Annotated in this window: 21 protein-coding genes and 2 pseudogenes; 9 read left to right on the top strand and 14 right to left on the bottom strand. The window is 71.9% G+C overall.

The window, feature by feature from the left end; genetic code table 11:
* Positions 1–85 precede the first annotated feature (85 nt).
* Both ACIRU3_RS31265 and ACIRU3_RS31260 read right to left on the bottom strand, forming a co-directional pair.
* Complete coding sequence (locus tag ACIRU3_RS31265; RefSeq protein ID WP_404063233.1) at positions 86–802, bottom strand: MBL fold metallo-hydrolase; 717 nt, start codon at positions 800–802, stop codon at positions 86–88.
* Between the two features lie 62 nt (positions 803–864).
* Entirely contained in the window at positions 865–2,220 is a 1,356-nt protein-coding gene (locus ACIRU3_RS31260) for a dipeptidase (protein ID WP_404063230.1), read from the bottom strand.
* A gap of 132 nt (positions 2,221–2,352) precedes the next feature.
* Between ACIRU3_RS31260 and ACIRU3_RS31255 the strand changes: the two genes are divergently transcribed.
* Positions 2,353–3,603, top strand: coding sequence for a geranylgeranyl reductase family protein (locus ACIRU3_RS31255; RefSeq protein ID WP_404063227.1), 1,251 nt, complete (start codon positions 2,353–2,355; stop codon positions 3,601–3,603).
* Here the strand turns inward: ACIRU3_RS31255 and ACIRU3_RS31250 are convergent.
* A complete protein-coding gene (locus ACIRU3_RS31250) occupies positions 3,593–4,048 on the bottom strand; it encodes a nitroreductase family deazaflavin-dependent oxidoreductase (protein ID WP_404063224.1) in 456 nt (151 codons plus the stop codon). The two genes, ACIRU3_RS31255 and ACIRU3_RS31250, sit on opposite strands and share 11 nt — an antisense overlap.
* A 146-nt stretch (positions 4,049–4,194) precedes the next feature.
* Here ACIRU3_RS31250 and ACIRU3_RS31245 point away from each other — a divergent pair, with 146 nt between their 5' ends.
* Positions 4,195–4,887: a TetR/AcrR family transcriptional regulator gene (locus ACIRU3_RS31245; protein ID WP_404063221.1), complete on the top strand. Its 693-nt coding sequence runs from the start codon at positions 4,195–4,197 to the stop codon at positions 4,885–4,887.
* Positions 4,888–5,126: 239 nt separating this feature from the next.
* On the opposite strand, the pseudogene ACIRU3_RS31240 reads toward ACIRU3_RS31245, so the two are convergent.
* The 4 genes and pseudogenes from ACIRU3_RS31240 to ACIRU3_RS31225 form a co-directional block, all read right to left on the bottom strand.
* Positions 5,127–5,396: pseudogene (locus tag ACIRU3_RS31240) on the bottom strand (amidase family protein); the annotation flags it as partial.
* Positions 5,397–5,593: 197 nt separating this feature from the next.
* Positions 5,594–6,334: a cysteine hydrolase family protein gene (locus ACIRU3_RS31235; protein WP_404063218.1), complete on the bottom strand. Its 741-nt coding sequence runs from the start codon at positions 6,332–6,334 to the stop codon at positions 5,594–5,596.
* Positions 6,331–7,626 carry a purine-cytosine permease family protein gene (locus ACIRU3_RS31230; protein ID WP_404063338.1) on the bottom strand — a complete coding sequence of 432 codons (1,296 nt, stop codon included), beginning with the start codon at positions 7,624–7,626 and terminating at the stop codon, positions 6,331–6,333. The genes ACIRU3_RS31235 and ACIRU3_RS31230 overlap by 4 nt, the downstream gene beginning before the upstream one ends.
* A gap of 416 nt (positions 7,627–8,042) precedes the next feature.
* A pseudogene (locus ACIRU3_RS31225) lies at positions 8,043–8,597 on the bottom strand (alcohol dehydrogenase catalytic domain-containing protein); the annotation flags it as partial.
* Positions 8,598–8,644: 47 nt separating this feature from the next.
* Between ACIRU3_RS31225 and ACIRU3_RS31220 the strand changes: the two are divergent.
* From ACIRU3_RS31220 to ACIRU3_RS31210, 3 genes are all read left to right on the top strand, one after another.
* On the top strand, positions 8,645–9,100 hold the full coding sequence (locus tag ACIRU3_RS31220) for a TetR-like C-terminal domain-containing protein (RefSeq protein WP_404063335.1): 456 nt from the start codon (positions 8,645–8,647) through the stop codon (positions 9,098–9,100).
* A gap of 91 nt (positions 9,101–9,191) precedes the next feature.
* The gene (locus tag ACIRU3_RS31215) at positions 9,192–10,412 is read left to right on the top strand and encodes a sensor histidine kinase (RefSeq protein WP_404063216.1); all 1,221 of its coding nucleotides are present in this window, start codon (positions 9,192–9,194) and stop codon (positions 10,410–10,412) included.
* On the top strand, positions 10,409–11,074 hold the full coding sequence (locus tag ACIRU3_RS31210) for a response regulator (RefSeq protein ID WP_404063213.1): 666 nt from the start codon (positions 10,409–10,411) through the stop codon (positions 11,072–11,074). The genes ACIRU3_RS31215 and ACIRU3_RS31210 overlap by 4 nt, the downstream gene beginning before the upstream one ends.
* Here the strand turns inward: ACIRU3_RS31210 and ACIRU3_RS31205 are convergent.
* The gene (locus tag ACIRU3_RS31205; RefSeq protein WP_404063210.1) at positions 11,035–11,319 is read right to left on the bottom strand and encodes a DUF6332 family protein; all 285 of its coding nucleotides are present in this window, start codon (positions 11,317–11,319) and stop codon (positions 11,035–11,037) included. The genes ACIRU3_RS31210 and ACIRU3_RS31205 overlap by 40 nt on opposite strands.
* Before the next feature lie 73 nt (positions 11,320–11,392).
* Complete coding sequence (locus tag ACIRU3_RS31200; RefSeq protein ID WP_404063207.1) at positions 11,393–12,883, bottom strand: MFS transporter; 1,491 nt, start codon at positions 12,881–12,883, stop codon at positions 11,393–11,395.
* Positions 12,884–12,968: 85 nt separating this feature from the next.
* Between ACIRU3_RS31200 and ACIRU3_RS31195 the strand changes: the two genes are divergently transcribed.
* Positions 12,969–13,361: a MarR family winged helix-turn-helix transcriptional regulator gene (locus ACIRU3_RS31195; RefSeq protein ID WP_404063204.1), complete on the top strand. Its 393-nt coding sequence runs from the start codon at positions 12,969–12,971 to the stop codon at positions 13,359–13,361.
* Positions 13,362–13,368: 7 nt separating this feature from the next.
* Here ACIRU3_RS31195 and ACIRU3_RS31190 read toward each other — a convergent pair whose 3' ends face one another.
* The 4 genes from ACIRU3_RS31190 to ACIRU3_RS31175 all read right to left on the bottom strand — a co-directional run bounded on the left by ACIRU3_RS31190 (position 13,369) and on the right by ACIRU3_RS31175 (position 17,338).
* Positions 13,369–14,109 carry a maleylpyruvate isomerase family mycothiol-dependent enzyme gene (locus ACIRU3_RS31190; RefSeq protein WP_404063201.1) on the bottom strand — a complete coding sequence of 247 codons (741 nt, stop codon included), beginning with the start codon at positions 14,107–14,109 and terminating at the stop codon, positions 13,369–13,371.
* Between the two features lie 475 nt (positions 14,110–14,584).
* A complete protein-coding gene (locus ACIRU3_RS31185; RefSeq protein WP_404063198.1) occupies positions 14,585–15,748 on the bottom strand; it encodes an MFS transporter in 1,164 nt (387 codons plus the stop codon).
* A 191-nt stretch (positions 15,749–15,939) separates the two neighbouring features.
* Entirely contained in the window at positions 15,940–16,581 is a 642-nt protein-coding gene (locus tag ACIRU3_RS31180) for a Fic family protein (protein ID WP_404063195.1), read from the bottom strand.
* Entirely contained in the window at positions 16,571–17,338 is a 768-nt protein-coding gene (locus ACIRU3_RS31175) for a hypothetical protein (RefSeq protein WP_404063192.1), read from the bottom strand. The genes ACIRU3_RS31180 and ACIRU3_RS31175 overlap by 11 nt, the downstream gene beginning before the upstream one ends.
* Before the next feature lie 215 nt (positions 17,339–17,553).
* On the opposite strand from ACIRU3_RS31175, the gene ACIRU3_RS31170 reads away from it, so the two are divergent.
* The gene (locus tag ACIRU3_RS31170) at positions 17,554–17,949 is read left to right on the top strand and encodes a luciferase family protein (RefSeq protein WP_404063189.1); all 396 of its coding nucleotides are present in this window, start codon (positions 17,554–17,556) and stop codon (positions 17,947–17,949) included.
* Between the two features lie 17 nt (positions 17,950–17,966).
* Here ACIRU3_RS31170 and ACIRU3_RS31165 read toward each other — a convergent pair whose 3' ends face one another.
* Positions 17,967–18,746, bottom strand: coding sequence for a DeoR/GlpR family DNA-binding transcription regulator (locus ACIRU3_RS31165; protein ID WP_404063186.1), 780 nt, complete (start codon positions 18,744–18,746; stop codon positions 17,967–17,969).
* 122 nt (positions 18,747–18,868) lie between these two features.
* Here ACIRU3_RS31165 and ACIRU3_RS31160 point away from each other — a divergent pair, with 122 nt between their 5' ends.
* A complete protein-coding gene (locus ACIRU3_RS31160) occupies positions 18,869–19,750 on the top strand; it encodes an SIS domain-containing protein (RefSeq protein WP_404063183.1) in 882 nt (293 codons plus the stop codon).
* A 27-nt stretch (positions 19,751–19,777) separates the two neighbouring features.
* Complete coding sequence (locus tag ACIRU3_RS31155) at positions 19,778–20,653, top strand: class II fructose-bisphosphate aldolase (protein WP_404063180.1); 876 nt, start codon at positions 19,778–19,780, stop codon at positions 20,651–20,653.
* The last annotated feature ends 11 nt before the right edge of the window (positions 20,654–20,664 follow it).

Genomic DNA, 20,664 nt, shown 5'->3' with positions numbered 1-20,664 from the left:
CGCCGCATGCGCGACGGCGGCGGGCATCCTGTCGTCCCTGGCGTGACCTCGCACCGTCGGCAGAGGGCATGGCATGACTCCGTGGTCAGCCGGTGACCGGGTGGCTGTCCGCCGCTTTGCTCAGTGCCGCCGAAGCCCTGCCCACCACCGGGTCACCGTGCCCGAAGCAGGCCACGTCCGCGTCGAGCTGCGCCAAGCGGTGGAAGGAGTCCAGGAGCCGGGCCCGGTCGACGTTGAACACGCCCGGTATCACCGCCCCGTCGACCGGCGAGGCCGCCACGGTGTCGCCCGTGAACAGCACGCCCTGGTCCGGCAGGAACACCGCGATGCTGCCGTCGGTGTGCCCGGGGACGTGGACCACCCGCGCACCGCCGCCGAAGTCCAGCACATCACTGTCGGACACCGGTGTGACGCTCCGCGGGAGCACCGGCTCGCCCTGGGGAAGGTGCCGTGACACCTCCGCGTGGATCGGCACTTCCCAGTCCTCGAACCGCGGGGGCGGTCCCGGGCGTTCACCCCGGACGAACGGCGCGTCCAGGTGGTGGGCCAGCACCTCGGCCCCGCTGAGCGCGGCGAACTCGCCCGCTCCGCCCACGTGGTCCTCGTGGAAGTGCGTCAGCACGATCCGCCGTACGTCCCCGGGCGCGCGGCCCAGTGCCGTGATCGCGTCGGCGATCGCGCGGCCCGAGCCGATCGTCCCCGCGTCGATCAGCGTCGACTCCTCGCCGTCGTGCCAGAGGTAGGCCTGTCCGATGGAGAAGCGCAGGAGGTGGAGGCGGGGGAGCAGTTCGATGACGTCCATGCGCCGAACGTAGGCAGCGCCCCCGCCCGGGGGCGAGGGCGCTCTGCCGTCGGCAGAAGGGTTCAGCCCGCCGCGTAGTTGCGCAGGAACAGCGCCTCGGCGACCGAAAGACGCTCCAGTTCCTCGGGGGACACGCTCTCGTTGACCGCGTGGATCTGCGCCTCTGGCTCGCTCAGGCCGATCAGCAGGATCTCCGCCTGCGGGTAGAGACCGGCGAGGGTGTTGCACAGCGGGATGGAGCCGCCCTGGCCGGCGTACTGCATGGTCTCGCCCGGGTAGGCGACCGCCATCGCGTCGGCCATCGCCTGGTAGGCCGGGCTTGAGGTGTCGGCGCGGAACGCCTGGCCCTGGCCGATCTGCTCGGTGCTCACCCGGGCGCCCCACGGGGTGTGGGCCTCGACGTGGGCCTGGAGCAGCTTGGTGGCCTCGGCCGCGTCCACGCCCGGCGGCACCCGCAGGCTGATCAGGGCGCGTGCGCTCGACTGCACCGACGGGGTGGCGCCCACCACCGGCGGGCAGTCGATGCCGATCACGGTGACGGCCGGGCGGGCCCAGATCCGGTCGGCCACCGAGCCGTTGCCGATGAGACGGGCGCCGTCCAGCACCTTGGCGTCCTTGCGGAACTGCTCCTCGGTGTATTCGAGACCGTCCCACTGTGCCGTGGCGTCGAGCCCGTCGACCGAGGTCGAGCCGTCCTCGGTGCGCAGCGAGTCCAGGACGCGGATCAGCGCGGCCAGCGCGTCCGGGGCGGCACCGCCGAACTGGCCCGAGTGCAGGTTTCCGCCGAGGGTGTCGATCTGGACCCGGAGCAGGGTCATCCCGCGCAGCGTGGTGGTCACCGTCGGCAGGCCGACGCGGAAGTTGCCCGCGTCGCCGATGACGATCGTGTCCGCCTTCAGCAGCTCGGGGTGCTGCTCGGCGTACCGTTCCAGGCCGCCCGTGCCCTGTTCCTCGGAGCCCTCGACGATCACCTTGATGTGCACGGGGACGCCGCCGTTCGCCTTCAGCGCGCGCAGCGCGAGCAGGTGCATGATCGCACCGCCCTTGCAGTCGGCGGTCCCGCGGCCGTACCAGCGGCCGTCCCGCTCGGTCAGCTCGAACGGCGGGGTCGTCCAGCCGGCCTCGTCCAGCGGCGGCTGCACATCGTAGTGCGCATAGAGCAGAACCGTTTTGGCACCTTCGGGACCCGGCAGGTAGCCGTACACCGACTGCGTACCGTCAGGGGTGTCGAGGAGGGTCACGTCCACGAAGCCCTCGGCGCGCAGCGCGTCCGCGATCCAGTTCGCGGCGCCCTCGCTCTCGCTCTTCGGGAACTGTGCGAAGTCCGCCACCGACTTGAAGGCGACCAGTTCGGTCAGCTCCGCCTTCGCCCGGGGCAGCAGCGAGGCGATGGTCTCGGCGACCGGATTCGACGACATGGGCACGCTCCTCGTAGGTGCGACGTTGTACAGCTGGGTACACCGATCCTCCCACAGTGGCCTGCGACGATCGTCGCCGTAGGATGCGGGGGACAGGTAGCGGCAGCGGCTTGATCGGAGCAGTAGACCATCGTGAGCGGCGAGAACTCTTCGGCGGACGACGTGCAGCGGGTGTGGGACGTCGTCGTGGTGGGCGCGGGACCCGCGGGGGCCTCGGCGGCCTACGCGGCGGCGGTCGCGGGGCGGCGTGTGCTGTTGCTGGAGAAAGCCGAGCTGCCCCGCTACAAGACGTGCGGCGGCGGCATCATCGGCCCCTCGCGCGACGCGCTGCCGCCCGGTTTCGAACTGCCCTTCAAGGACCGCGTGCACGCGCTCACCTTCTCGAACAACGGGCGCTTCGCCCGTACCCGCCGCTCCCGGCAGATGCTGTTCGGGCTGATCAACCGGCCCGAGTTCGACCAGCAGCTGGTCGAGCACGCCCAGAAGGCGGGCGCCGAACTGCGCACGGGCGTCACGGTGCAGCGCGTCGAGCAGCACGGCTCGGCGGTGCCGGACCGGCGCACGGTCGCCGTGGTGCTCCAGGGCGGGGAGACGGTGCTGGCCCGCGCGGTCGTCGGCGCCGACGGCAGCGCGAGCCGCATAGGGGCGCACGTCGGAGTGAAGCTGGACCAGGTCGACCTCGGCCTGGAGGCGGAGATCCCGGTCCCGGAGACCGTTGCCGAGGACTGGAAGGGGCGGGTGCTCATCGACTGGGGCCCCCTGCCGGGCAGTTACGGCTGGGTCTTCCCGAAGGGCGACACGCTGACGGTCGGCGTGATCTCGGCGCGAGGCGAAGGCGCCGCCACCAAGCGGTACTTGGAGGACTTCGTCGCCCGGCTCGGGCTGGCCGGATTTGAACCGAGCATCTCCTCCGGGCACCTGACGCGCTGCCGCGCCGACGACTCGCCGCTCTCCCGCGGCCGGGTGCTGGTCTGCGGTGACGCGGCGGGGCTGCTGGAGCCGTGGACCCGCGAGGGCATCTCCTTCGCGCTGCGTTCGGGCCGGCTCGCGGGGGAGTGGGCGGTCCGGATCGCGGAGGCGCACGACGCCGTCGACGCCCGTCGCCAGGCCCTGAACTACGCGTTCGCGATCAAGGCGGGGCTCGGAGTGGAGATGAGTGTCGGCAAGCGGATGCTGGCCGCGTTCGAGCGCCGTCCCGGCATCTTCCACGCGGTCCTCACCGGGTTCCGCCCCGCCTGGAAGGCCTTCAAGGACATCACGCGGGGCTCGACGTCCCTGGGAGAGCTGGTCCGGTCCCACCCGTTCGCCCAGCGTGCCCTCCTCGCGCTGGACCGAGGTCCGGCCACGCCGGCCACGCCGGCCGAGGACGCCGTCACTTCGTGACGGTGATCCGGAAGACCGGGTGGTCGCCGGCCGCCGCGACGATCTCCTCGTCGGAGGACTTGGCCGTCACTCCCTGGAAGTACTGGTTGACCTCCCAGCCCCACTTCTCCAGGTAGGTCCGCAGGATCGGGAGCTTCTCCGCGTCGGGAAGCTCCACTGCGCGGAACGCGCGCACCTTCCGGCCCACGCGCAGCTCACCACCGCCCGCGGCGCGCATGTTGCGCACCCACTGCGAGTGGCCGCGCGCCGAGACGAGGTACTGCTCGCCCTCGTGGACGTGCGGGTTGACCGGGATGCGCTGCATCGCGCCGCTCTTGCGGCCGCGCACGGACATCTCGGCGGTGCCCGCGATGCTCAGTCCGTGCCGGGCGAGCCAGCCGATGACCGCGTTCATCCGGACGGTCAGCGGGCTGCCCTTGAGGTAGTAGGGCGAAGACGACGACATGGTGACCCCCACGATTTGGGAGAGCGGTGCTCTCGCTTGCCATCAGTGTGGGGGAGGCGGGCACTCCAGAGCAAGAGCGGTGCTCTCTTTTTTGTGCACCGCTTCGGTTTGTGTGCACCGCTCCGCCTCCGTGGCACACTGCTGGCATGAGCACCGCACAGGGCGCCCGCGCGCGGGCCAGGATCGAAGTGACCGCCGCCATCAAGGACGAGGCGCGCAGACAACTTGCGGCGGAGGGTGCGGCCAAGCTCTCGCTGCGGGCCGTCGCCCGCGAGCTCGGCATGGTCTCCTCGGCGCTCTACCGCTACTTCCCCAGCCGCGACGAGTTGCTGACCGCCCTGATCATCGACGCCTACGACTCCCTCGGCGAAGCGGCGGAGACCGCCCATGCGGCGGTGACCGAAGCGGACTTCGTGGCGCGCTGGGCAGCCGTGTGCGAGGCGGTGCGTGCGTGGGCCCTCGCCCATCCGCACGAGTACGCCCTGATCTACGGCTCGCCGGTGCCCGGCTATTCCGCCCCCGAGACCACCGTCCCGCCCGCCGCGCGCGTCGGTCTGCTCCTCATCGGTATCGTCCGCGACGCCCATCAGGGGCCCGGCCTCAGCGATCTCCCCCTGCCCGACGCGCTGCGCCCCGAGGCCCAGCGCATGGCGGCGGACTTCGCGCCCGACCTGCCTGCCGAGGCGGCGGTGGCGCTGGTGGCGGCCTGGTCCCAGCTGTTCGGGCTGGTCGGGTTCGAGCTGTTCGGGCAGTTCCACCGGATCGTGGAGGACCGGGAGGAGTTCTTTCGGCACGCGGCTGCCCGGCTCGCCCAGGGCGTGGGACTGGTCCGCTCCTGAGGCCCGGAGGGCGGGACCGGCTAGGGAGCGGGCGAAGACGCTGACGCAGTCGTATGAGCGGCAGGCGGGCACCACACCGGTGACGGGGATCAGGCCGCGGGTGGGTTTGATGCCGGTGATGCCGTGCAGTGCGGCAGGCAGACGCCCCGAGCCGGCGGTGTCTGTACCGAGGGCCGCGTCACGATGCCCAGGGCGACGGCCACCCCGGAGCCGGAGCTGGAGCCGCCGGAGATCCGGTCCGGCCGGGTGGCGTGCCGGACCGCCCCGTACGGGCTGCGCGTCCCCACCGGTCCGGTGGCGAACTGGTCCATGTTGGTCTTCCCGATGACGAGTGCGCCGGCGTCGGTGAGCCGCTGCACGGCAGTCGCGGACTCGGCGGGGGTGTAGGCGAAGGAAGGGCACGCGGCTGTGGTCGGCATGCCGGCGACGTCGATGTTGTCCTTGACGGCAACGATCAGGCCGGCCAGCGGCAGCCCGGCGGCGCTCGGGCGCTGGCACGCCTTGTCGATGGCAGCGGCGTGGGCCAGGGCCTCGTCCCGCCCGAGCAGAGTGACCCGTACTCTCCGGGCGGTCGGCGTCCTCGATGCACCGGTAGACGGCTTCGACTCGGTCGGTGACCGGCTTCGGGGCGGGAAGCCCGTCTTCGGCTGCGGTCGTGGTCGCGTTCCTGCAGCTGGTCCGATGGTTCCGAGGGTGGGGGTGGCCCTCAGACCGGGTCGACGGCGACGAGCGCCCGCAGCAGCTGGTCTGACGACGTAACTGCTCCAAAGACTCCGCCCTGCATGGTCACCATGGCAAGCGCCGCCTCGTGGTGCCCGCGGTCGGTGGCGCCCGTGCAGTCGGAGAGCACGAGGCACTCGTAGCCGCGGTCGTTCGCCTCGCGCATGGTCGTGTGGACGCACACATCGGTGGTGATGCCGGTCAGGACGAGGTGGTCGATACCTCGGGTGCGCAGGACGAGGTCGAGGTCGGTGGCGTAGAAGGCGCCCTTGCCCGGCTTGTCGATAACGGGTTCGCCCTTGAGCGGCGAGACCTCGGGGACGATCTCCCAGCCGGGTTCCCCACGTACCAGGATGCGGCCGCACGGGCCCAGGCTGCCGATTTCTGCACCCGCGCGCCGGGAGCGCCACCGCTTGTTCTCCGGCAGGTCGGACAGGTCTGGGCGGTGGCCCTCCCGGGTGTGCACGACCAGCATGCCCAGTTCGCGGGCCCGCGCCAGCAGGCGGGCGGTCGGGGCGAGCCCCGCGCGGGTCAGAGAGAGGTCGTAGCCCATGCGGTCGACGTATCCGCCGCAGCCGCAGAAGTCGACCTGCCAGTCGATGCACAGCACCGCGGTCCTGCGGAGGTCGATGTGCCCGCCATAGGGCCAGTCGTACGGGGTGGCCGCGACGGCGTCGGCGGTCGTGGCCACCGGCGGGTGCGTGGGAGGAGTCACTGCGGTGCTCATGTCGAGGTTCCTTGGGATCCGTGGGGAAGGGCCCGGGGGCGGGTGGGTGGGATCCGTCGCGGCGGCCGCGCCTCGCTGAGGAGGAGGACAAGGGCGGCGACGGCTATGCCGATGACCGCGGTGGACAGCCAGTCGGCGACGTCATGGGCCACGAGCGCACCGGCCGCTCCGGCGGCCCAGGCAGCGAAGGCTGCTGGCCGCCACGCGGCACTCCGTGCCGACGCGTCCACGTTCCGTGGCGTGATCCAGAGGGTCGACCGGAGCTGATCGACGATGAGGATCGTGCCGATGGGCGGGACGATGACGCCCAACAAGTTGAGCCACTCCTCAAAGTGGCTCCAGACACCGGCGACCGCCAGGAGCGCGCCGACGGTTCCGAGCAGCAGGGCGGTGGGGCGCATTCGGGTACCCGCCAGCTGGCTCCATGCGACGGCGCCGTTGTAGAGGCAGTGCGCGCAGACCGAGCCGAGGTTGATGAGGACGAAGGCGATGGCCAAAGGAACGAGCGCACCACCGTGGGAAGCGAGGATGCCGAGGAAGTCGCCCCCGGAGGAGGCCGGATCGTCGGCTCCGCCCATGGCGACGATCAGGCCGCCGATCACCAGGGCGACGGAGTTGCCCAAGGGGAAGGCAGACAGTGAGGCCAGGACGGCCGCCCGCCCGCTTCTCGACCAGCGGGTGAAATCAGCGGTCATCGTCCCAGAGTCGGCAAAGAGCGCCACCACGAGGGTGACCGCCGCGGCGAAGCCCATCGTCCCTGCCCCGTCACCCGGGTAGGTGGCAAACTTCGAGGCGCCGGGGCGGGATGTCACGAAGCAGACGGCGGTGATGCCGAGCACCAGGTAAAGCGGCGCGGCGATCACCCCGATCCAGGTCAGGGCGCGGATGCCCAGCAGGGTGACCGCAACGTACCCGGCGCCTGCGGCCAGTGACGTCCACATCGGGCTCCAGCCCGCGCTGTTCTTCAGCGTCTCTCCGGTCAGACCGGTCTGGAAGGCGAACCACCCGGTGACGATCGTGGCGAGGAACGCGGCGGGCACGACGTAGCCGCGCGAGCCGAAAGTGCGCCTGGCCATGAGCGCGAAGTTCTTGCCGCTACATCCGGCCAGGTAGCTCAGGAAGCCCACGTACAACGTGAGGATCAGGTTGCCGACAGCGATGGCGGCCATCCCGGACCAGAAGCCGAGCGAGCGGACGACCAGGCCGCCGAACACGGCACAGGTCAGGATCATCGGGAGGCCGAGCCACGCCGCGGACACCGACGCCAGGCTACGCCGCGCCGAGCGGGGCACTGGTTCGTTCTCGTACTCGCAGAAGTCGTTCCTGACGCCTGGCGTCTGTGGCGGAGCGGATGACTGGGACACAGCGACTCTCCCGGAAGACGGGCGACGGGTGCTTGAGGTCGCGTCCACGGAGCAGTGGAAAAGGGCTCGACGTGGAAGTTCCGTGGGTTCATGCTACGCGGCTTCCTGAAGGGTCGCGGCGATCTCACGTCACCTCCGAGCGCCGCGTGATCGTCTCCCGCGGGCACGGCGGTCGGGAACGGTCCACTCTCCTGAGCGGGGCGGCACATCCCCCTCGTTGTGGCAGAACCAACACGCGATGTTGCAGTGAGGAGTGAAGGAGATGCGGAGTTGCCCGCGTAGAGCGGCGAAGTTCTGCATAGCCGTGAAGTCGACGGCATCGGCTTCTACGGGCCTGGTCAGCCGCGCAGGGCCTCGTGGTGACGCGCGGACGCCGTGCCGATCACCTTCAGGCCGGCCGCGCGGGCGAGCTGGACCAGGACCGTGCCGACACCGCCGTTGGCGCCGTGGACGAGGACCGTTCCGCCGCTGCGCACCCGGGCCTTGCGGTGGAGCATCTGCCACGCGGTGATCCCGTTGACCATCAGGGTCTCCGCCTCCGCCGCGCCGATCCCGGCCGGCACCTCCACCGCGTCGGCCGCGTCGAGCACCACGTGACTGGCCCAGCCGCCGACCTTGACCAGCGCCCCCACCCGCTTGCCGGCGACGCCCGGCGCGACGCCGGTGCCGGTCGTGAGAACCGTGCCGACCAGGTCGTAGCCGCGCACGAACGGGAACGGCGGCTGGTCGTAGTAACGACCCCGGCGCATCTGCTGCTCCGCGAAGGACACGCCGGTGGCCTCCACCCGCACCACGATCTGCCCGGCACCGGGAAGCGGGATGCTCCCGTGCCGGAGCTGCAGCTCCTCCGGCTCGACCGTGCCCGGCCGGACGACCTCGACGAGTTCCTTGCTTTCCATGACGACCTCCGGGTACTTCGGCGGTCGGGACGACCTGATTCACCGAGCTGGTACGGGACGCCTACCGCAGCCTGGCGGACACCTTCCGCGCCACGGCCGACGCGGGCTCGGGGCCGCCCGGCCCGGCCCGGGCGCTGCGCCTCTGGGCACTGGAGGATCCCCAGCGGTACTTCCTCGTCCACGGCACACCGGTCCCCGGCTACCGGGCGCCGGACGACATCACCGCGATCGCCCAGGAGATCATGGCGGCCCTGCTCGACGTCTGCGAGGCCGAGGAACCCGGGACCGCGCAGCCCGACCAGTTCGAGACCCACCTGGCGGACCACCGCCGATGGGCGGGCGACCACCCCGCCCCCACGCCCGTCCTGCGCCGTGCCCTGGCCTTCTGGACCCGTCGGCACGGAGCCCTCTCCCTGGCCCTCGCCGGCCACTTGACGGACATGGGCTTCGACCCGGAGCTGCTGTTCACCGCCGAGGTGGACGGACTGACCGGCGGGCGCTGAGCACACGGGCGGTCGTACTCCCCGGGGAGTATCCGTGATCACCTCGCCCGGCTGACGTTCTCGCCTGCCGTCGGCGTCTAGCGTGGCGGGCATGGAAGAGCAGCGCCGACGCGGTCCCTCGCACTGGTGGCGGTACGGGCCTCCGTGGTGGCACCGCCCCGACGACCCGGAACCGCGCCCCGCCCGCCGGCCATGGCGCTCCACCGCGCTGGTCACCGTGTTCGTCCTCGTCGGCTCGAACTTCGCCGCGCACGCACAGCCCCATCGGGAGCAGCTCGACGGGTACGCGCGCGTGCTGCTGCTCGTGGCCTCGGTCCTGCTGCTGTGGCGGGACCGCCATCCGGTGGCCGTCGCCTTCGGCACGGCGACGGCGGCCCTGGTCTACCTGGGCGCGGGCTACCCCTACGGCCCGGTCTTCCTGACCGTCGCGGTCAGTTGCTTCAGTGCCGTCGTCGCCGGGCACCGCCGGGCCGCCTGGTCGGCCTTCGGCCTGCTCTGGGCGGGACACGCCCTGATCGCGCTGTGGCTCTACCGCTGGCTGCCGCCCCACGACGACAAGGCGGCGAGCGTGGGGCAGGAGATCGTCGTCGCCACCTGGGTGCTGGCCATCGTCGCGGTCTGCGAACTCGCCCGGGCGCGACGCGAACAGTGGGTACGGGAGCGCGCGGATCGCGCTGCGGCCGCCAAGCGCCGCGCCGACGAGGAGCGGCTGCGGATCGCCCGCGAGCTGCACGACGTGCTCGCGCACAGCATCTCCGTCATCAACGTCCAGGCGGGCGTGGGCCTCGCGCTGCTGGACAGCGACCCCGAGCAGGCGCGCGCGGCGCTCACGACCATCAAGGCCGCCAGCAAGGAGGCGCTCGGTGAGGTGCGCCAGGTCCTCGACACCCTGCGCGCACCCGGCGCCGCGCCGCGCGCCCCCGCGCCCGGCCTTGACCGGTTGCCGGAACTGGTCGAGCAGGCGGCGGCCGCCGGCCTGACCGTCGACGTCCAGGGCGAGGCTCCGCACCTGCCGCCCGGTGCCGGCCTCGCGGCCTTCCGCATCGTGCAGGAGGCGCTGACCAACGTCGTACGGCACTCCGGATCGCGGCACGCGCGCGTGCGGTTCGAGGACGACGGAGGTGAACTCCGGCTGCGGATCGACGACGACGGGCCCGCGACCGGAGCCGAGGCCGGCGGCAGCGGGAACGGGCTGGCCGGGATGCGTGAGCGGGCGGCCGCGCTGGGTGGCACCATCGAGGCGGGCCCGCGCCCCGACGGCGGCTTTCGGGTGCTCGCCGTACTGCCCTTGCACACCAGGGAGGACCAGTGATCCGCGTACTGCTCGCCGACGACCAGTCACTCGTGCGGGCCGGCTTCAAGGCGCTGCTCGACGCGCAGTCGGACATCGAGGTGGCCGGGGAGGCCGCGGACGGCGAGGAGGCCGTGCGCAGGGTGCGCGAACTACGGCCGGACGTTGTCCTGATGGACATCCGCATGCCCCACCTGGACGGCCTCGCCGCGACCCGGCGCATCACCGGGGACACGCAGCTGAGGGACGTGAAGGTGGTCATGCTCACCACCTTCGAACTCGACGAGTACGTCTTTGAAGCGATCCGCTCGGGCGCCTCCGGGTTCCTGGTGAAGGACACCGAGCCGGACGAACTCGTGCGGGCCGTACGGGCGGTGGTCGAGGGGGATGCGCTGCTGTCCCCGGGCGTCACCCGCCGTCTCATCGCAGAGTTCGCGGCCCGCTCCAAGGAGCCCGCGGCCGCCGGCTCCCTCGCCGGGCTCACCGAGCGGGAGCGGGAGGTGATGGCACTGGTCGGTATCGGCCTGTCCAACGAGGAGATCGCCCGCCGCCTGGTGGTCAGCCCCCTCACGGCCAAGACGCATGTGAGCCGGACGATGGTGAAGCTGGGCGCCCGGGACCGCGCCCAACTCGTCGTCCTCGCCTACGAGTCGGGATTGGTGCGACCTGGCTGGCTCGGCTGATTCTCCCGCCGGAAGCGGACCAGCACACTCACCACCCGGGCCAGGAAGAGCACCGGGGCGATCGTCAGGCCGAGCCGCAGCAGGGTGGTGTGGAGCAGATGCGGCAGATCGAAGAGCAGCGCGGGGCCGACGACGGCCCCGAACACCACGGCCGCCGCGAAGGCGGCGCTGACCAGTGCGTACCCGATCTCCACCGTGGCCGCGTCCCGCTCGGCCCTGGTGCGCCGTCCCCCGTATGCGTACATACCGCCAGTGTCACAGACGTGCGCCCGGCGGGGCAACCAACTCCCGCCGGGCGCACAGGTGGAGGCGTTCCCCCTAGTCACGGACCGCGACGCGCTCCGCTTCCGCCTCCTCCACGGTGGACTGTGCGACCACGAGCGACGGCTGGCTCCGACGGCTGCGCAGGCCGGTGAGGGTGATCAGCAGGCCGGCCGCAGCGATGCCCGTGACGACCATGAAGCCGGTCCGGTAGCTGTCCAGGACGCCCTGCGGGGTGGCGTGCGCCGGCGCCGCCGCGGTCACCACGGCCGTCACCACGGCCAGGAAGATCGCGCCGCCCACCTGCACCGACGTGTTGAGCAGCCCGGAGACCATGCCCTGCTCGTGGTCCTCCACCCCGTTGGTGGCCTGGATGTTGAGCGAGGGGAAGACCAGTGCGCAGGCCGCGCCGATCAGCAGCATCGACGGCAGGATGACGGCCGCGTACACCGGGTCCAGGTCGACGCGGAGGAACAGCGCGTACCCGACGACCATCAGGGCGAAGCCGGTCGCGATCAGTCGGGGGGTGCCGAACCGGTCGACGATCGCGCCGACCTTCGTCGAGGACACCGCCACCAGCGCACCCGCCGGCAGGAAGGCGAGCGCCGTGTGCAGTGCCGACCAGCCGAGCAGCGACTGCATGTACAGGGTCGTCAGGAACTGGAAGCCGACATACGAACCGAAGAAGGCCACCGCGCCGAGCTGGGCGCGGACCTGGCTGCCCGAGCGCAGCACCCCGAGCCGGACCAGCGGGCTCGGCGAGCGTCGCTCGACCAGGACGAACGCGGTCAGGAGGACGGCGGCGGCCAGGAAGGACAGCAGCGTACGGGCCGAGGCCCAGCCGGCCTCGGGCGCCTGGACGACGGTGAAGACCAGCAGCAGCATCGATGCGGTCCCTATGACGGCGCCCGGGATGTCGTAGCCCTCGTGGTTCTCCTCGCGATCGCTGCGCGGCAGCAGCTTGAGGCCGGCCGCGAGAGCGATCAGCGCGATGGGCGCCGGCAGCAGCATGGTGAAGCGCCAGCTGACTTCGGTGAGCAGACCCGACAGGACCAGGCCCATGGAGAATCCGGTGGCGGCGCAGGTGGTGTAGATGGAGAGCGCGCGGTTGCGCAACGGGCCCTCGGGGAACGTGGTCGTGATGATCGACAGGCCGGCCGGGGCCGTGAAGGCCGCGCTCAGGCCCTTGATGAAGCGGCTGGCGATCAGCAGCGGGCCCGAGTCGACGAGTCCGCCCAGCAGCGAGGCGAGCGCGAAGATGCCAAGGGCCACCAGGAACACCTGCCGCCGGCCGAGCAGGTCGGCGGTGCGGCCGCCGAGGAGGAGCAGCCCCCCGTATCCCAGGATGTAGCCGCTGACGATCCATTGCAGCGTCGACGTGGACAGATGGAGATCGGAGCCGATGGACGGCAGCGCGACGCCGACCATCGACACGTCGAGCGCGTCCAGGAACATCGCGGCGCACAGCACCAGCAGGGTGCCCCACAACCGGGGAGTCCAGCGACCCGCCGAGGACGGGGCCGCGGGGGTGGTGAGCGGAGAGGTCATGGAGAGGACACTACATGCACATACATTGAATGCAAACGCATTTAATTACGATGCAATAATCTAGTTTCTCTGCTACGGTGCGGCCATGGCGGCGAACAAGGCCGAGCAGGCGCTCGTGGAGCAGTGGCGGGGCATCCTCGCGCTGCATGCCCGCACCCAGTGCGAGCTGGACCGGGTCCTGCACGGACACGGCCTGTGCGCCAGCGACTTCGAGGTCCTCGACCTGCTCGCCGAGGGCGTGGCTGCGGACGGCGGTTGCGCCTACCGCGTCCAGGAGATCTCGGAGCGGGTCCACCTCAGCCAGAGCGCCCTGTCCCGGCTGATCGGCCGCCTGGAGAAGGACGGACTCGTCGAGCGGGCCATGTGCCCGGAGGACCGGCGCGGTGTCCGGGTGGTGCTCACCGACAGGGGGCGCGCGCTGCACGGCGAGGTGCGGCCGGTGCAACGCGCGGTGCTGTCCCGGATGCTGGCGGACTGACCGTCTGTCAGATGGCGGACCTCTCCCGCCACAGCGCCGCCAGTGTGCGGTCGCCGGTCACGTTCGGCACCGGCCCGCGGTTCCACAGGGCCAGGTACAACTGATCCGCGGGCCCAAACAGTTCGGCGTCCGCCTCGCCGGACGAGTCCCGCGAGGTCGCCGGCGGTTCCGCAGACAGCCGCACGGTCCACACCCCGTCCGCACCCGCGTCCGACGCCCGCACCCGCAGCACCTGCGGCTGCTCGGTGCGGACCCGGCTGCGGGACCGGGCGTGGAACCCGCGCAGCAGCTCGTCGATCCCGTCGGCCGCGAAGTCCGTGGCGACCGCGGACGTCGTGCCGCCCCGCGCCGCCTCGGCGTCGTAGCGGTGGACGGCCGTCTCGTGCGCCTGCCGCCGGGTCCAGAACGCCAGCGGCGACGGGCACGGCGCCGGGTGGAACGTCCAGCACTCCAGGTCGGCCGGCGCGGCCGCCAGGGTGTCCGTCAGCCGGCGGTGGCTCTCCCGGTACCAGGCCACCAGCTCGGCGCCGTCCAGGTCCGGGCCGTCGTCGAGGGGCCGCGGAACGGTGTGCCCGTCGGCGACGAGCGCGGTGGCCCACCGATGCACCGCGCCCGTGTGCCGCAGCAGGTCTTTGACCTGCCACTCCGGACAGGTGGGCACCTTGGCGTCGGTGCCCGCCCGCTCGGCGGCCGCGGCCAGCAACCGGCCCTCCCGGTCCAGGGTCTGAAGGAAGTCGGCAGTCTCCATGGGGCCGAGTCTGCCGGATGGAGCGGGCTCGAGGGCACTGCATTTCCACGCGAGTGGAAATGGTCCGCCCGGCGTGTCATGGTCGGCGCGTCCTGCCCGGCGCGTCATGGCCGGTGCGGGCTGGGCCTCCTGTCGCACGGCTGGTCTCTGGAGCGGTCGCCTGGAGCGGTCGTCCGGAGCAGTCACCTGGGGTGGTCGTCCGGAGCAGTCACCTCGGGTGGTTGTCCGCAGCGGTCGTCCGGAGCATCTGAAGGCCGCACCGGCGCGCCGGCCGGAACCGTCGTACACCGCGGGCTCGGGCTCTGGACCGCTCGCCCGCCCGCTGGTTGCACGGGTCCTGCGCAGTGTGGTTCCGCCCCGCGCGGCCCGACGCGGCGGCCCGCGAAGCCCTCGGTGATCTCCTCGCGGACGAGTCGGGCGGTCGGCGTGACGGCTCCACGGGAGATGCCGCCCCTCGCATCCTCCTGGGCGTGGATCAGGCGCTCATCACCCGCCGAGTCGTCACGCCGATGAGGGCGGCGACGGCGGCCAGTGCGGCAACGCTGGTGAGTGCGGTGGGCAGAGAGAACCAGTCGGCCATGAAACCGATCGCGGGCGGCCCGAGCAGCATGCCGCCGTACCCCAGGGTGGAGGCCACGGCGACCCCGGACGGCCCGGCCAGCGCGCCGGCCCGCTCCACGGCGACCGGAAACAGATTGGCCAGTCCGATCCCGGTGACGGCGAAGCCGATCAGTGCCGCCCACACGGACGGAGCGAGCGAGCCGAGCAGCATGCCGGCCGCCGCGACGGTGCCGCCGGCGATCACGGTCCGGGTGCGCCCGAGGCGCTCCAGCAGGGCCGTCCCGGTCAGTCGGCCGACGGTCATGGCGAGCGCGAAACACGCGTACCCGGCGGCGGCCGCCCCCGACGAGGCGGCCAGGTCCTGCTGCAGGTGCAGGGCGCCCCAGTCGGCCATGGCGCCTTCGCCGTAGGCGGTGCACAGGGCGATGAGCCCGAAGACGGCGACGAGCCCACGGACCCGGGCGTCCCGGCGGCGCGGGCCGTCCGCTTCCGGGCGGGGGCGGTCCGGCGGGACCGGCGGTTCGTGCCGCAGCAGAGCGCGTCCCGCGACAGCGGTGACCAACAGCCCGACGAGCGTCAGGCCGAGCAGGTGCCGGGTGGGGGAGAGGGTGCCCGCGACGAGTCCGCCCAGCCCCGCGCCGATCATCCCGCCGAGGCTGAATGCCGCGTGGAAACTGGGCATGACGGGCCTGCCCAACGCGGCCACCAGATCGACGGCGGCGCTGTTGAAGGCCACGTTGATACCGCCGTAGGCCGCCCCGAACAGGAGCAGTACGGCGCCCAGGGTCACGGCGGAGTGGGTGAGCGGGGGCAGGACGACGCTGAGGGAGAGCAGCACCGCGCACACCACGGTCACCTGATGGCTGCCGAAGCGGCGGCACAGGCGCCCGGTGAGCGTCATGGTCACGACGGCCCCGGCGGAGACCCCGAGCAGCGCGAGCCCCAGGGTGCTCGCGGAGGCGTGTGTCTGCTCCTTGATGTCGGGGATGCGGACCACCCAGCCGGCGAAGACGAAGCCGTCCAGGGCGAAGAATGCGGTGATCGCGATCCGGAGGCGAGTAAGGCTGTTGCCCGGCACGACGCTGTGCGTTCGGGTTTTGTTTATTTGCGGCACAAACTCAGGCTAGGGCGGGTCGGGGACGTGGAGCAAGGGAATTCCGGGAGGTGTCGACGGGCCGCGCCGGGGCTCACGCAGGGTGCCGCCGTGGGCGGGCGGCGTGGGCGGGCGGCGCCAGGAGCCGGCGTGCGTGGCGCGGGCGTCGGCAGGGCTCAGCGCACTCGCGCCGCACGTCGGCGCGTGTCCCGCAGCAGCACCGCCACCAATGCCCCCAGATCCGCAGCCCCCTCCGCGTCATCCGCGTACCGCGTCGTCTGCAAGGGCCCCACCTCGTCCAGCCGTACCCCCTCCCGCTCCAGTACATGGGCCAGGGCGAGCAGGGACAGGCGGGCGTTGCCGTCCGGGAACGGGTGGAAGAAGGCCACGTCCAAGTAGGCCCTGGCCGCGCGGGACGGCAGGGGCAGGGTGGGGTCGGTGGCCTGCCGGAGGCAGGTGGCGAAGTCCTGCCAGGTGTGCGGGGTGAGGCCGTAGCGCTCCCGGCCCCGCTTGGCGAAGGCGTCGCCGTCGCGGAAGGGCACCTCGGGTGACTCGAGCACGAGGCACTGCCAGGCGGCCAGCAGGGACGGGGTGAGCGGTGTGCGCCGGGCGGCGTCCGCGCGGGTGCGGGCGAGCGCGGTCAGCAGACGGTCCGCACGCTCGGGATCCCGGTGCCGGACCGGGCCGTCGTACCAGGCCCGGAGACCGTCGACGGACGGCCGGACCGGGCCCTCACCGTACGGCCGCCCGGCCACCGCCGCCGCCCAGTTCACCTGCTTCCTGACCCGGCACCACACCGCGAGTGCGTCAGTGGTCACGGTACGGCCGCTCCCCGGTGAGCCCCACGGCCAAGTCCTCGGCGACCGAGTCCACCAGGGTCTGTGCGGGACTGGTCCAGCTGGCGAACCGGCCGCCGATCGCCTCGTCCACCGCACGCGCGGCCTCCTGGGGTGACAGGCCGGCGGAGGAGAGGAACCACGTCAGTACGTGTGCGCACATGCCGTACCAGGCGCATTCGGTACTCGTGCGGTCCATCACGAGGGTGACAAGGCGTGTCGCCGCCCGCTCCAGATGCCAACTGCGGTCCTCGGGGCTCGCGTCGGGCGGCGGCGCGAGCCGGGTGAACCTCTCCGCCAGCTCCTCCAGCCAGGCGCGCCACTCCAGCAGGGAGGCCACGACCCGCTCGGCCGTGGGGCGAGGCTCGCTCACCGAATGGCTCACGCAGCACCAACTGGTGACCACTCCACCGCCGCCGCCCTCGCCGATCGACTTGTGCCAGCCGCAGGCCCACAGCCCGTAGCGGTCCGCCAGCAGGGCGGTGGCCTCGTCGACGAATCGGTATCCGGCCATGCCGTCGGCCTCCGCGGTCTCGGCGGTCGGCACTATCGGCACGATCAGTTCGGTGAGCCGGGCCTGTTCGTCCTCGTCCCAGGTGAAGGGGTGGTGTGCGGGGTCGGCGGCGGACCAGGAGAGCTGGTACCAGGAGAGCCTGGGGTTGCGGGACGTGAGGAGCCTCCGGCAGTGGACGAATGAGAACAGCCGCGCGAGTTTGTCACACGTGAGGTTGTTTGTCATACGGAATTCGGTACGTGAAAAATGCCCCTTGAAGCGCCTTTGACCAGCGCAGGCTTCCTGCTGTCGACCAGGCCCGACGGGGTCAACCAGACGTCGGGCGAAGCCTGTTCGTGGCGTGCTACTGCCCGAGTGCGTCCGATCCCGCTCCGGATACAGGCTGGTTAATGCTTGCTCACGAGCTGGTTGCGAGCGGGTGAGCAGGCCATGATGGGCCCATGACGTTGGCCTCGCGCGCACTCGCGCAACTGGCGACCTGGCCGGACCTGAGACAGGCTGTCCCGAGCTGCGGCCTGGGGCAGGCCGTACGTTCCGCCCAGGGCGAGATCGCCCACTTCCACTCCGACCGGGACGTGGATCTACGGCTGACCGACCGGGCCATCCGGCGGTTGGCCAAGGACCTGAAGCACACAGGCGCCATCCGGATCGTGCCGGGCTCGCAGTGGGTGACCCTCAGGCTCGACGCCACGAGCGACGTCGATCTGCTGCTGACCCTGGTGAGCGTGGCACTCCAGGCCCAGCAGTCCTGGTCCGACCCGGTCGACCGGGTGGTGTCCGGTTGCAACGACCAGCGTGGAGCGGGGTTCGTGAAGGCCGACCTCAGCGGTATCTGACGCCGCCCGCCGGGACGTCACACCGCCAGGACCCGGATGCCCGCCTCCTCGAAGCGGTGCACGGTGTCCTGCCCCACCGCCGTGTCGGTGACGAGCGTGTCCACCAGCTCCGCCGCACAGATACGGGCGAAGGCCCGCTGGCCGAGCTTGCTGGAGTCCGCGGCCACGACCACCCGTTCGGCGCGCTCGCACAGCAGGCGGTTGATCGCCGCCTCCGCCTCGTCGTGCGCCGCCGCGCCGTGCGTGACGTCGAACGCGACCACGCCGAGGACGGCCACATCGAGGGTGATCTGGCCGAGTACACCGTCGGCGAGCGGACCGATGAGTTCGTACGACTGCGGGCGCGCGACCCCGCCGGTCACCACGATCTTGAACTGGGGCCGTACCGCCAGCTCGTTGGCGATGTTGAGCGCGTTCGTGACGATGGTCAGGGCCGGCGAGCCGGAACCGAGGTCGCCGCGCACCGCGAGCGCGCGGGCCACCTCCGTGGTGGTCGTACCGCCGGTCAGTCCGACCGCCTCGCCCGGCGCCACGAGATCGGCCACCGCCTTGGCGATCCGCTGCTTCTCGGAGGCGCGGCGGGCCGTCTTGTAGCGCAGGGGCAGTTCGTACGACACCCCGTGCACCACCGCTCCGCCCCGGGTGCGCACCAGCATCTGCTGCTCGGCGAGCTGGTCGAAGTCCCGGCGGATGGTCGCCGCCGACACCTCCAGTTGGGCCGCCGCCTCCTCGACGTCCAGCCGACCGCGCTCGACGAGCAGTTCCAGCAGCGCCTTCCAGCGGGCGTCCCGGGACATCCGCAGCCTCCGTTCTCCGTCTTCCCGGCGACCCTAGCGCACCTCACTCTCAGCCAAATGCTTGATTGTGCTCGAAAACTCGCTATATCTTGCAGGAACAATCAGCAAGGGGAGGGTGTGGCATGAGCCATGTCGAGGACGAGCTGAACAGCCAGCCCGAGTGCTGGATACGGGCGGCCGAAGAGGCGGGGCGCCATGCCGACGCTCTGCCGGGGGCGGGGGAGCGGGTCGCGATCGTCGGGTGCGGAACGTCGTACTTCATGGCGCAGGCGGTGGCCGCCCTGCGCGAGGCGGCCGGGCAGGGGGAGACGGACGCCTTCGCCGCGTCCGAGTTCCCGCGCGGACGGTCGTACGACCGGGTCGTCGCCCTCACCCGCTCCGGCACCACCACCGAAGTGCTGGACCTGCTGGGGCAGTTGCGCGGGACCGCGCGGACCACGGCGGTCACCGCCGACCCCGCCACCCCTGTGGCGACGGCCGCGGACCATCTCGTCGTACTGGACTTCGCCGACGAACGCTCCGTCGTCCAGACCCGGTTCGCCACCACCGCACTCACCCTCCTGCGCGCCCACCTCGGCCTGCACGGCGACGCGGTCGTCGCCGACGCCCGCACCGCCCTCGCGACTGCCCTGCCCGAAGGGCTCGTGGACTGCACACAGTTCACCTTCCTGGGCCGCGGCTGGACCGTCGGTCTCGCCAACGAGGCCGGACTGAAGATGAGGGAGGCCTCACTGTCCTGGACCGAGGCCTACCCGGCGATGGAGTACCGACACGGGCCGATCAGCATCACCACCGAGGGCACCGCGACCTGGATGCTCGGCGAAGCGCCCGCCGGCCTCGCCGAACAGGTGGACGCCACCGGCGGACTGTGGATCGAGGGCACCCTCGACCCGCTCGCCGAACTCGTCCGCGTCCAGCGCCTCGCGGTCGCCGTCGCCGCCCGCCGCGCCCTCGACCCCGACCGGCCGCGCCATCTCACCCGCTCGGTGATCCTCGCCTCCTGACCCGCCGCCCCGGAAGGGAGACACGCCGTGCCCCTCGCGACCACCGGCGAGCTGATCACCCGTGCCGCCGAAGCACGCTTCGCCGTCGCCGCCTTCAACGTCATCACCCTGGAACACGTCGAGGCCGTCATCGCCGGCGCCGAGTCCACCGGCACGCCCGTGATCCTCCAAGTCAGCGAGAACGTCGTGAAGTTCCGCTACGGACGGCTCCTGCCGCTCGCCCGGGCGGCCGCCGCCGCCGCCGAACGCGCCGACGTGCCCGTCGCGTTGCACCTCGACCATGTGCAGAGCGACGACCTGCTGCGGCAGGCGCCCGATGCCGGGTTCAGCTCGGTGATGTACGACGCCGCCCGCCTGCCCTACGCCGAGAACCTGGCCTCGACGCGGGCCGCGGCCGACTGGGCCCACGCCCATGGCCTGTGGATCGAGGCCGAGTTGGGGCAGATCGGAGGCAAGGACGGCCGGCCCCCGCTGGACGCCCACGCACTCGGTGCCCGTACCGACCCCGACCAGGCGCGCGCCTTCGTCGACGGCACCGAGGTCGACGCACTCGCCGTGGCCATCGGCAGTGTCCACGCCATGACGACCCGCACCGCCGCCCTCGACCACGGTCTCCTCAAGCGGCTGTCCGCCGCACTCACCGTCCCGCTGGTCCTGCACGGCTCCTCCGGCGTGCCGGACGACGGCCTGGTCGCGGCGGTCGGGGGCGGCATCACCAAGGTCAACGTCGGCACCGCCCTCAACGCGGCCATGACCAGGGCGATCCGGGACTTCCTCGCCGCCCGTCCGGAGGCCGTCGACTCACGCAAGTACCTCAGCGTGGGCAGGGAGGCGATGGCCCGGGAGGTCGCGCGCCTCATCGGTGTCCTCGGCCCGTCGCCGACAGCGGCCCGCACATCGTGAGGCCGGATCGG

This window comes from Streptomyces sp. NPDC101151 (assembly GCF_044768335.1).
GTDB lineage: Bacteria > Actinomycetota > Actinomycetes > Streptomycetales > Streptomycetaceae > Streptomyces.
This window is presented reverse-complemented; position numbering and strand designations above follow the sequence as displayed.

Bases quoted from the DNA above. Each gene is read 5' to 3' on its own strand.
- ACIRU3_RS31235 (WP_404063218.1), bottom strand. From the start codon at position 6,334: ATGAGCACCGCAGTGACTCCTCCCACGCACCCGCCGGTGGCCACGACC.
- ACIRU3_RS31165 (WP_404063186.1), bottom strand. From the start codon at position 18,746: ATGTCCCGGGACGCCCGCTGGAAGGCGCTGCTGGAACTGCTCGTCGAG.
- ACIRU3_RS31160 (WP_404063183.1), top strand. From the start codon at position 18,869: ATGAGCCATGTCGAGGACGAGCTGAACAGCCAGCCCGAGTGCTGGATA.
- ACIRU3_RS31250 (WP_404063224.1), bottom strand. From the start codon at position 4,048: ATGTCGTCGTCTTCGCCCTACTACCTCAAGGGCAGCCCGCTGACCGTC.
- ACIRU3_RS31265 (WP_404063233.1), bottom strand. From the start codon at position 802: ATGGACGTCATCGAACTGCTCCCCCGCCTCCACCTCCTGCGCTTCTCC.
- ACIRU3_RS31215 (WP_404063216.1), top strand. From the start codon at position 9,192: ATGGAAGAGCAGCGCCGACGCGGTCCCTCGCACTGGTGGCGGTACGGG.
- ACIRU3_RS31205 (WP_404063210.1), bottom strand. From the start codon at position 11,319: ATGTACGCATACGGGGGACGGCGCACCAGGGCCGAGCGGGACGCGGCC.
- ACIRU3_RS31245 (WP_404063221.1), top strand. From the start codon at position 4,195: ATGAGCACCGCACAGGGCGCCCGCGCGCGGGCCAGGATCGAAGTGACC.
- ACIRU3_RS31175 (WP_404063192.1), bottom strand. From the start codon at position 17,338: ATGACAAACAACCTCACGTGTGACAAACTCGCGCGGCTGTTCTCATTC.
- ACIRU3_RS31195 (WP_404063204.1), top strand. From the start codon at position 12,969: ATGGCGGCGAACAAGGCCGAGCAGGCGCTCGTGGAGCAGTGGCGGGGC.
- ACIRU3_RS31170 (WP_404063189.1), top strand. From the start codon at position 17,554: ATGACGTTGGCCTCGCGCGCACTCGCGCAACTGGCGACCTGGCCGGAC.
- ACIRU3_RS31260 (WP_404063230.1), bottom strand. From the start codon at position 2,220: ATGTCGTCGAATCCGGTCGCCGAGACCATCGCCTCGCTGCTGCCCCGG.
- ACIRU3_RS31200 (WP_404063207.1), bottom strand. From the start codon at position 12,883: ATGACCTCTCCGCTCACCACCCCCGCGGCCCCGTCCTCGGCGGGTCGC.
- ACIRU3_RS31190 (WP_404063201.1), bottom strand. From the start codon at position 14,109: ATGGAGACTGCCGACTTCCTTCAGACCCTGGACCGGGAGGGCCGGTTG.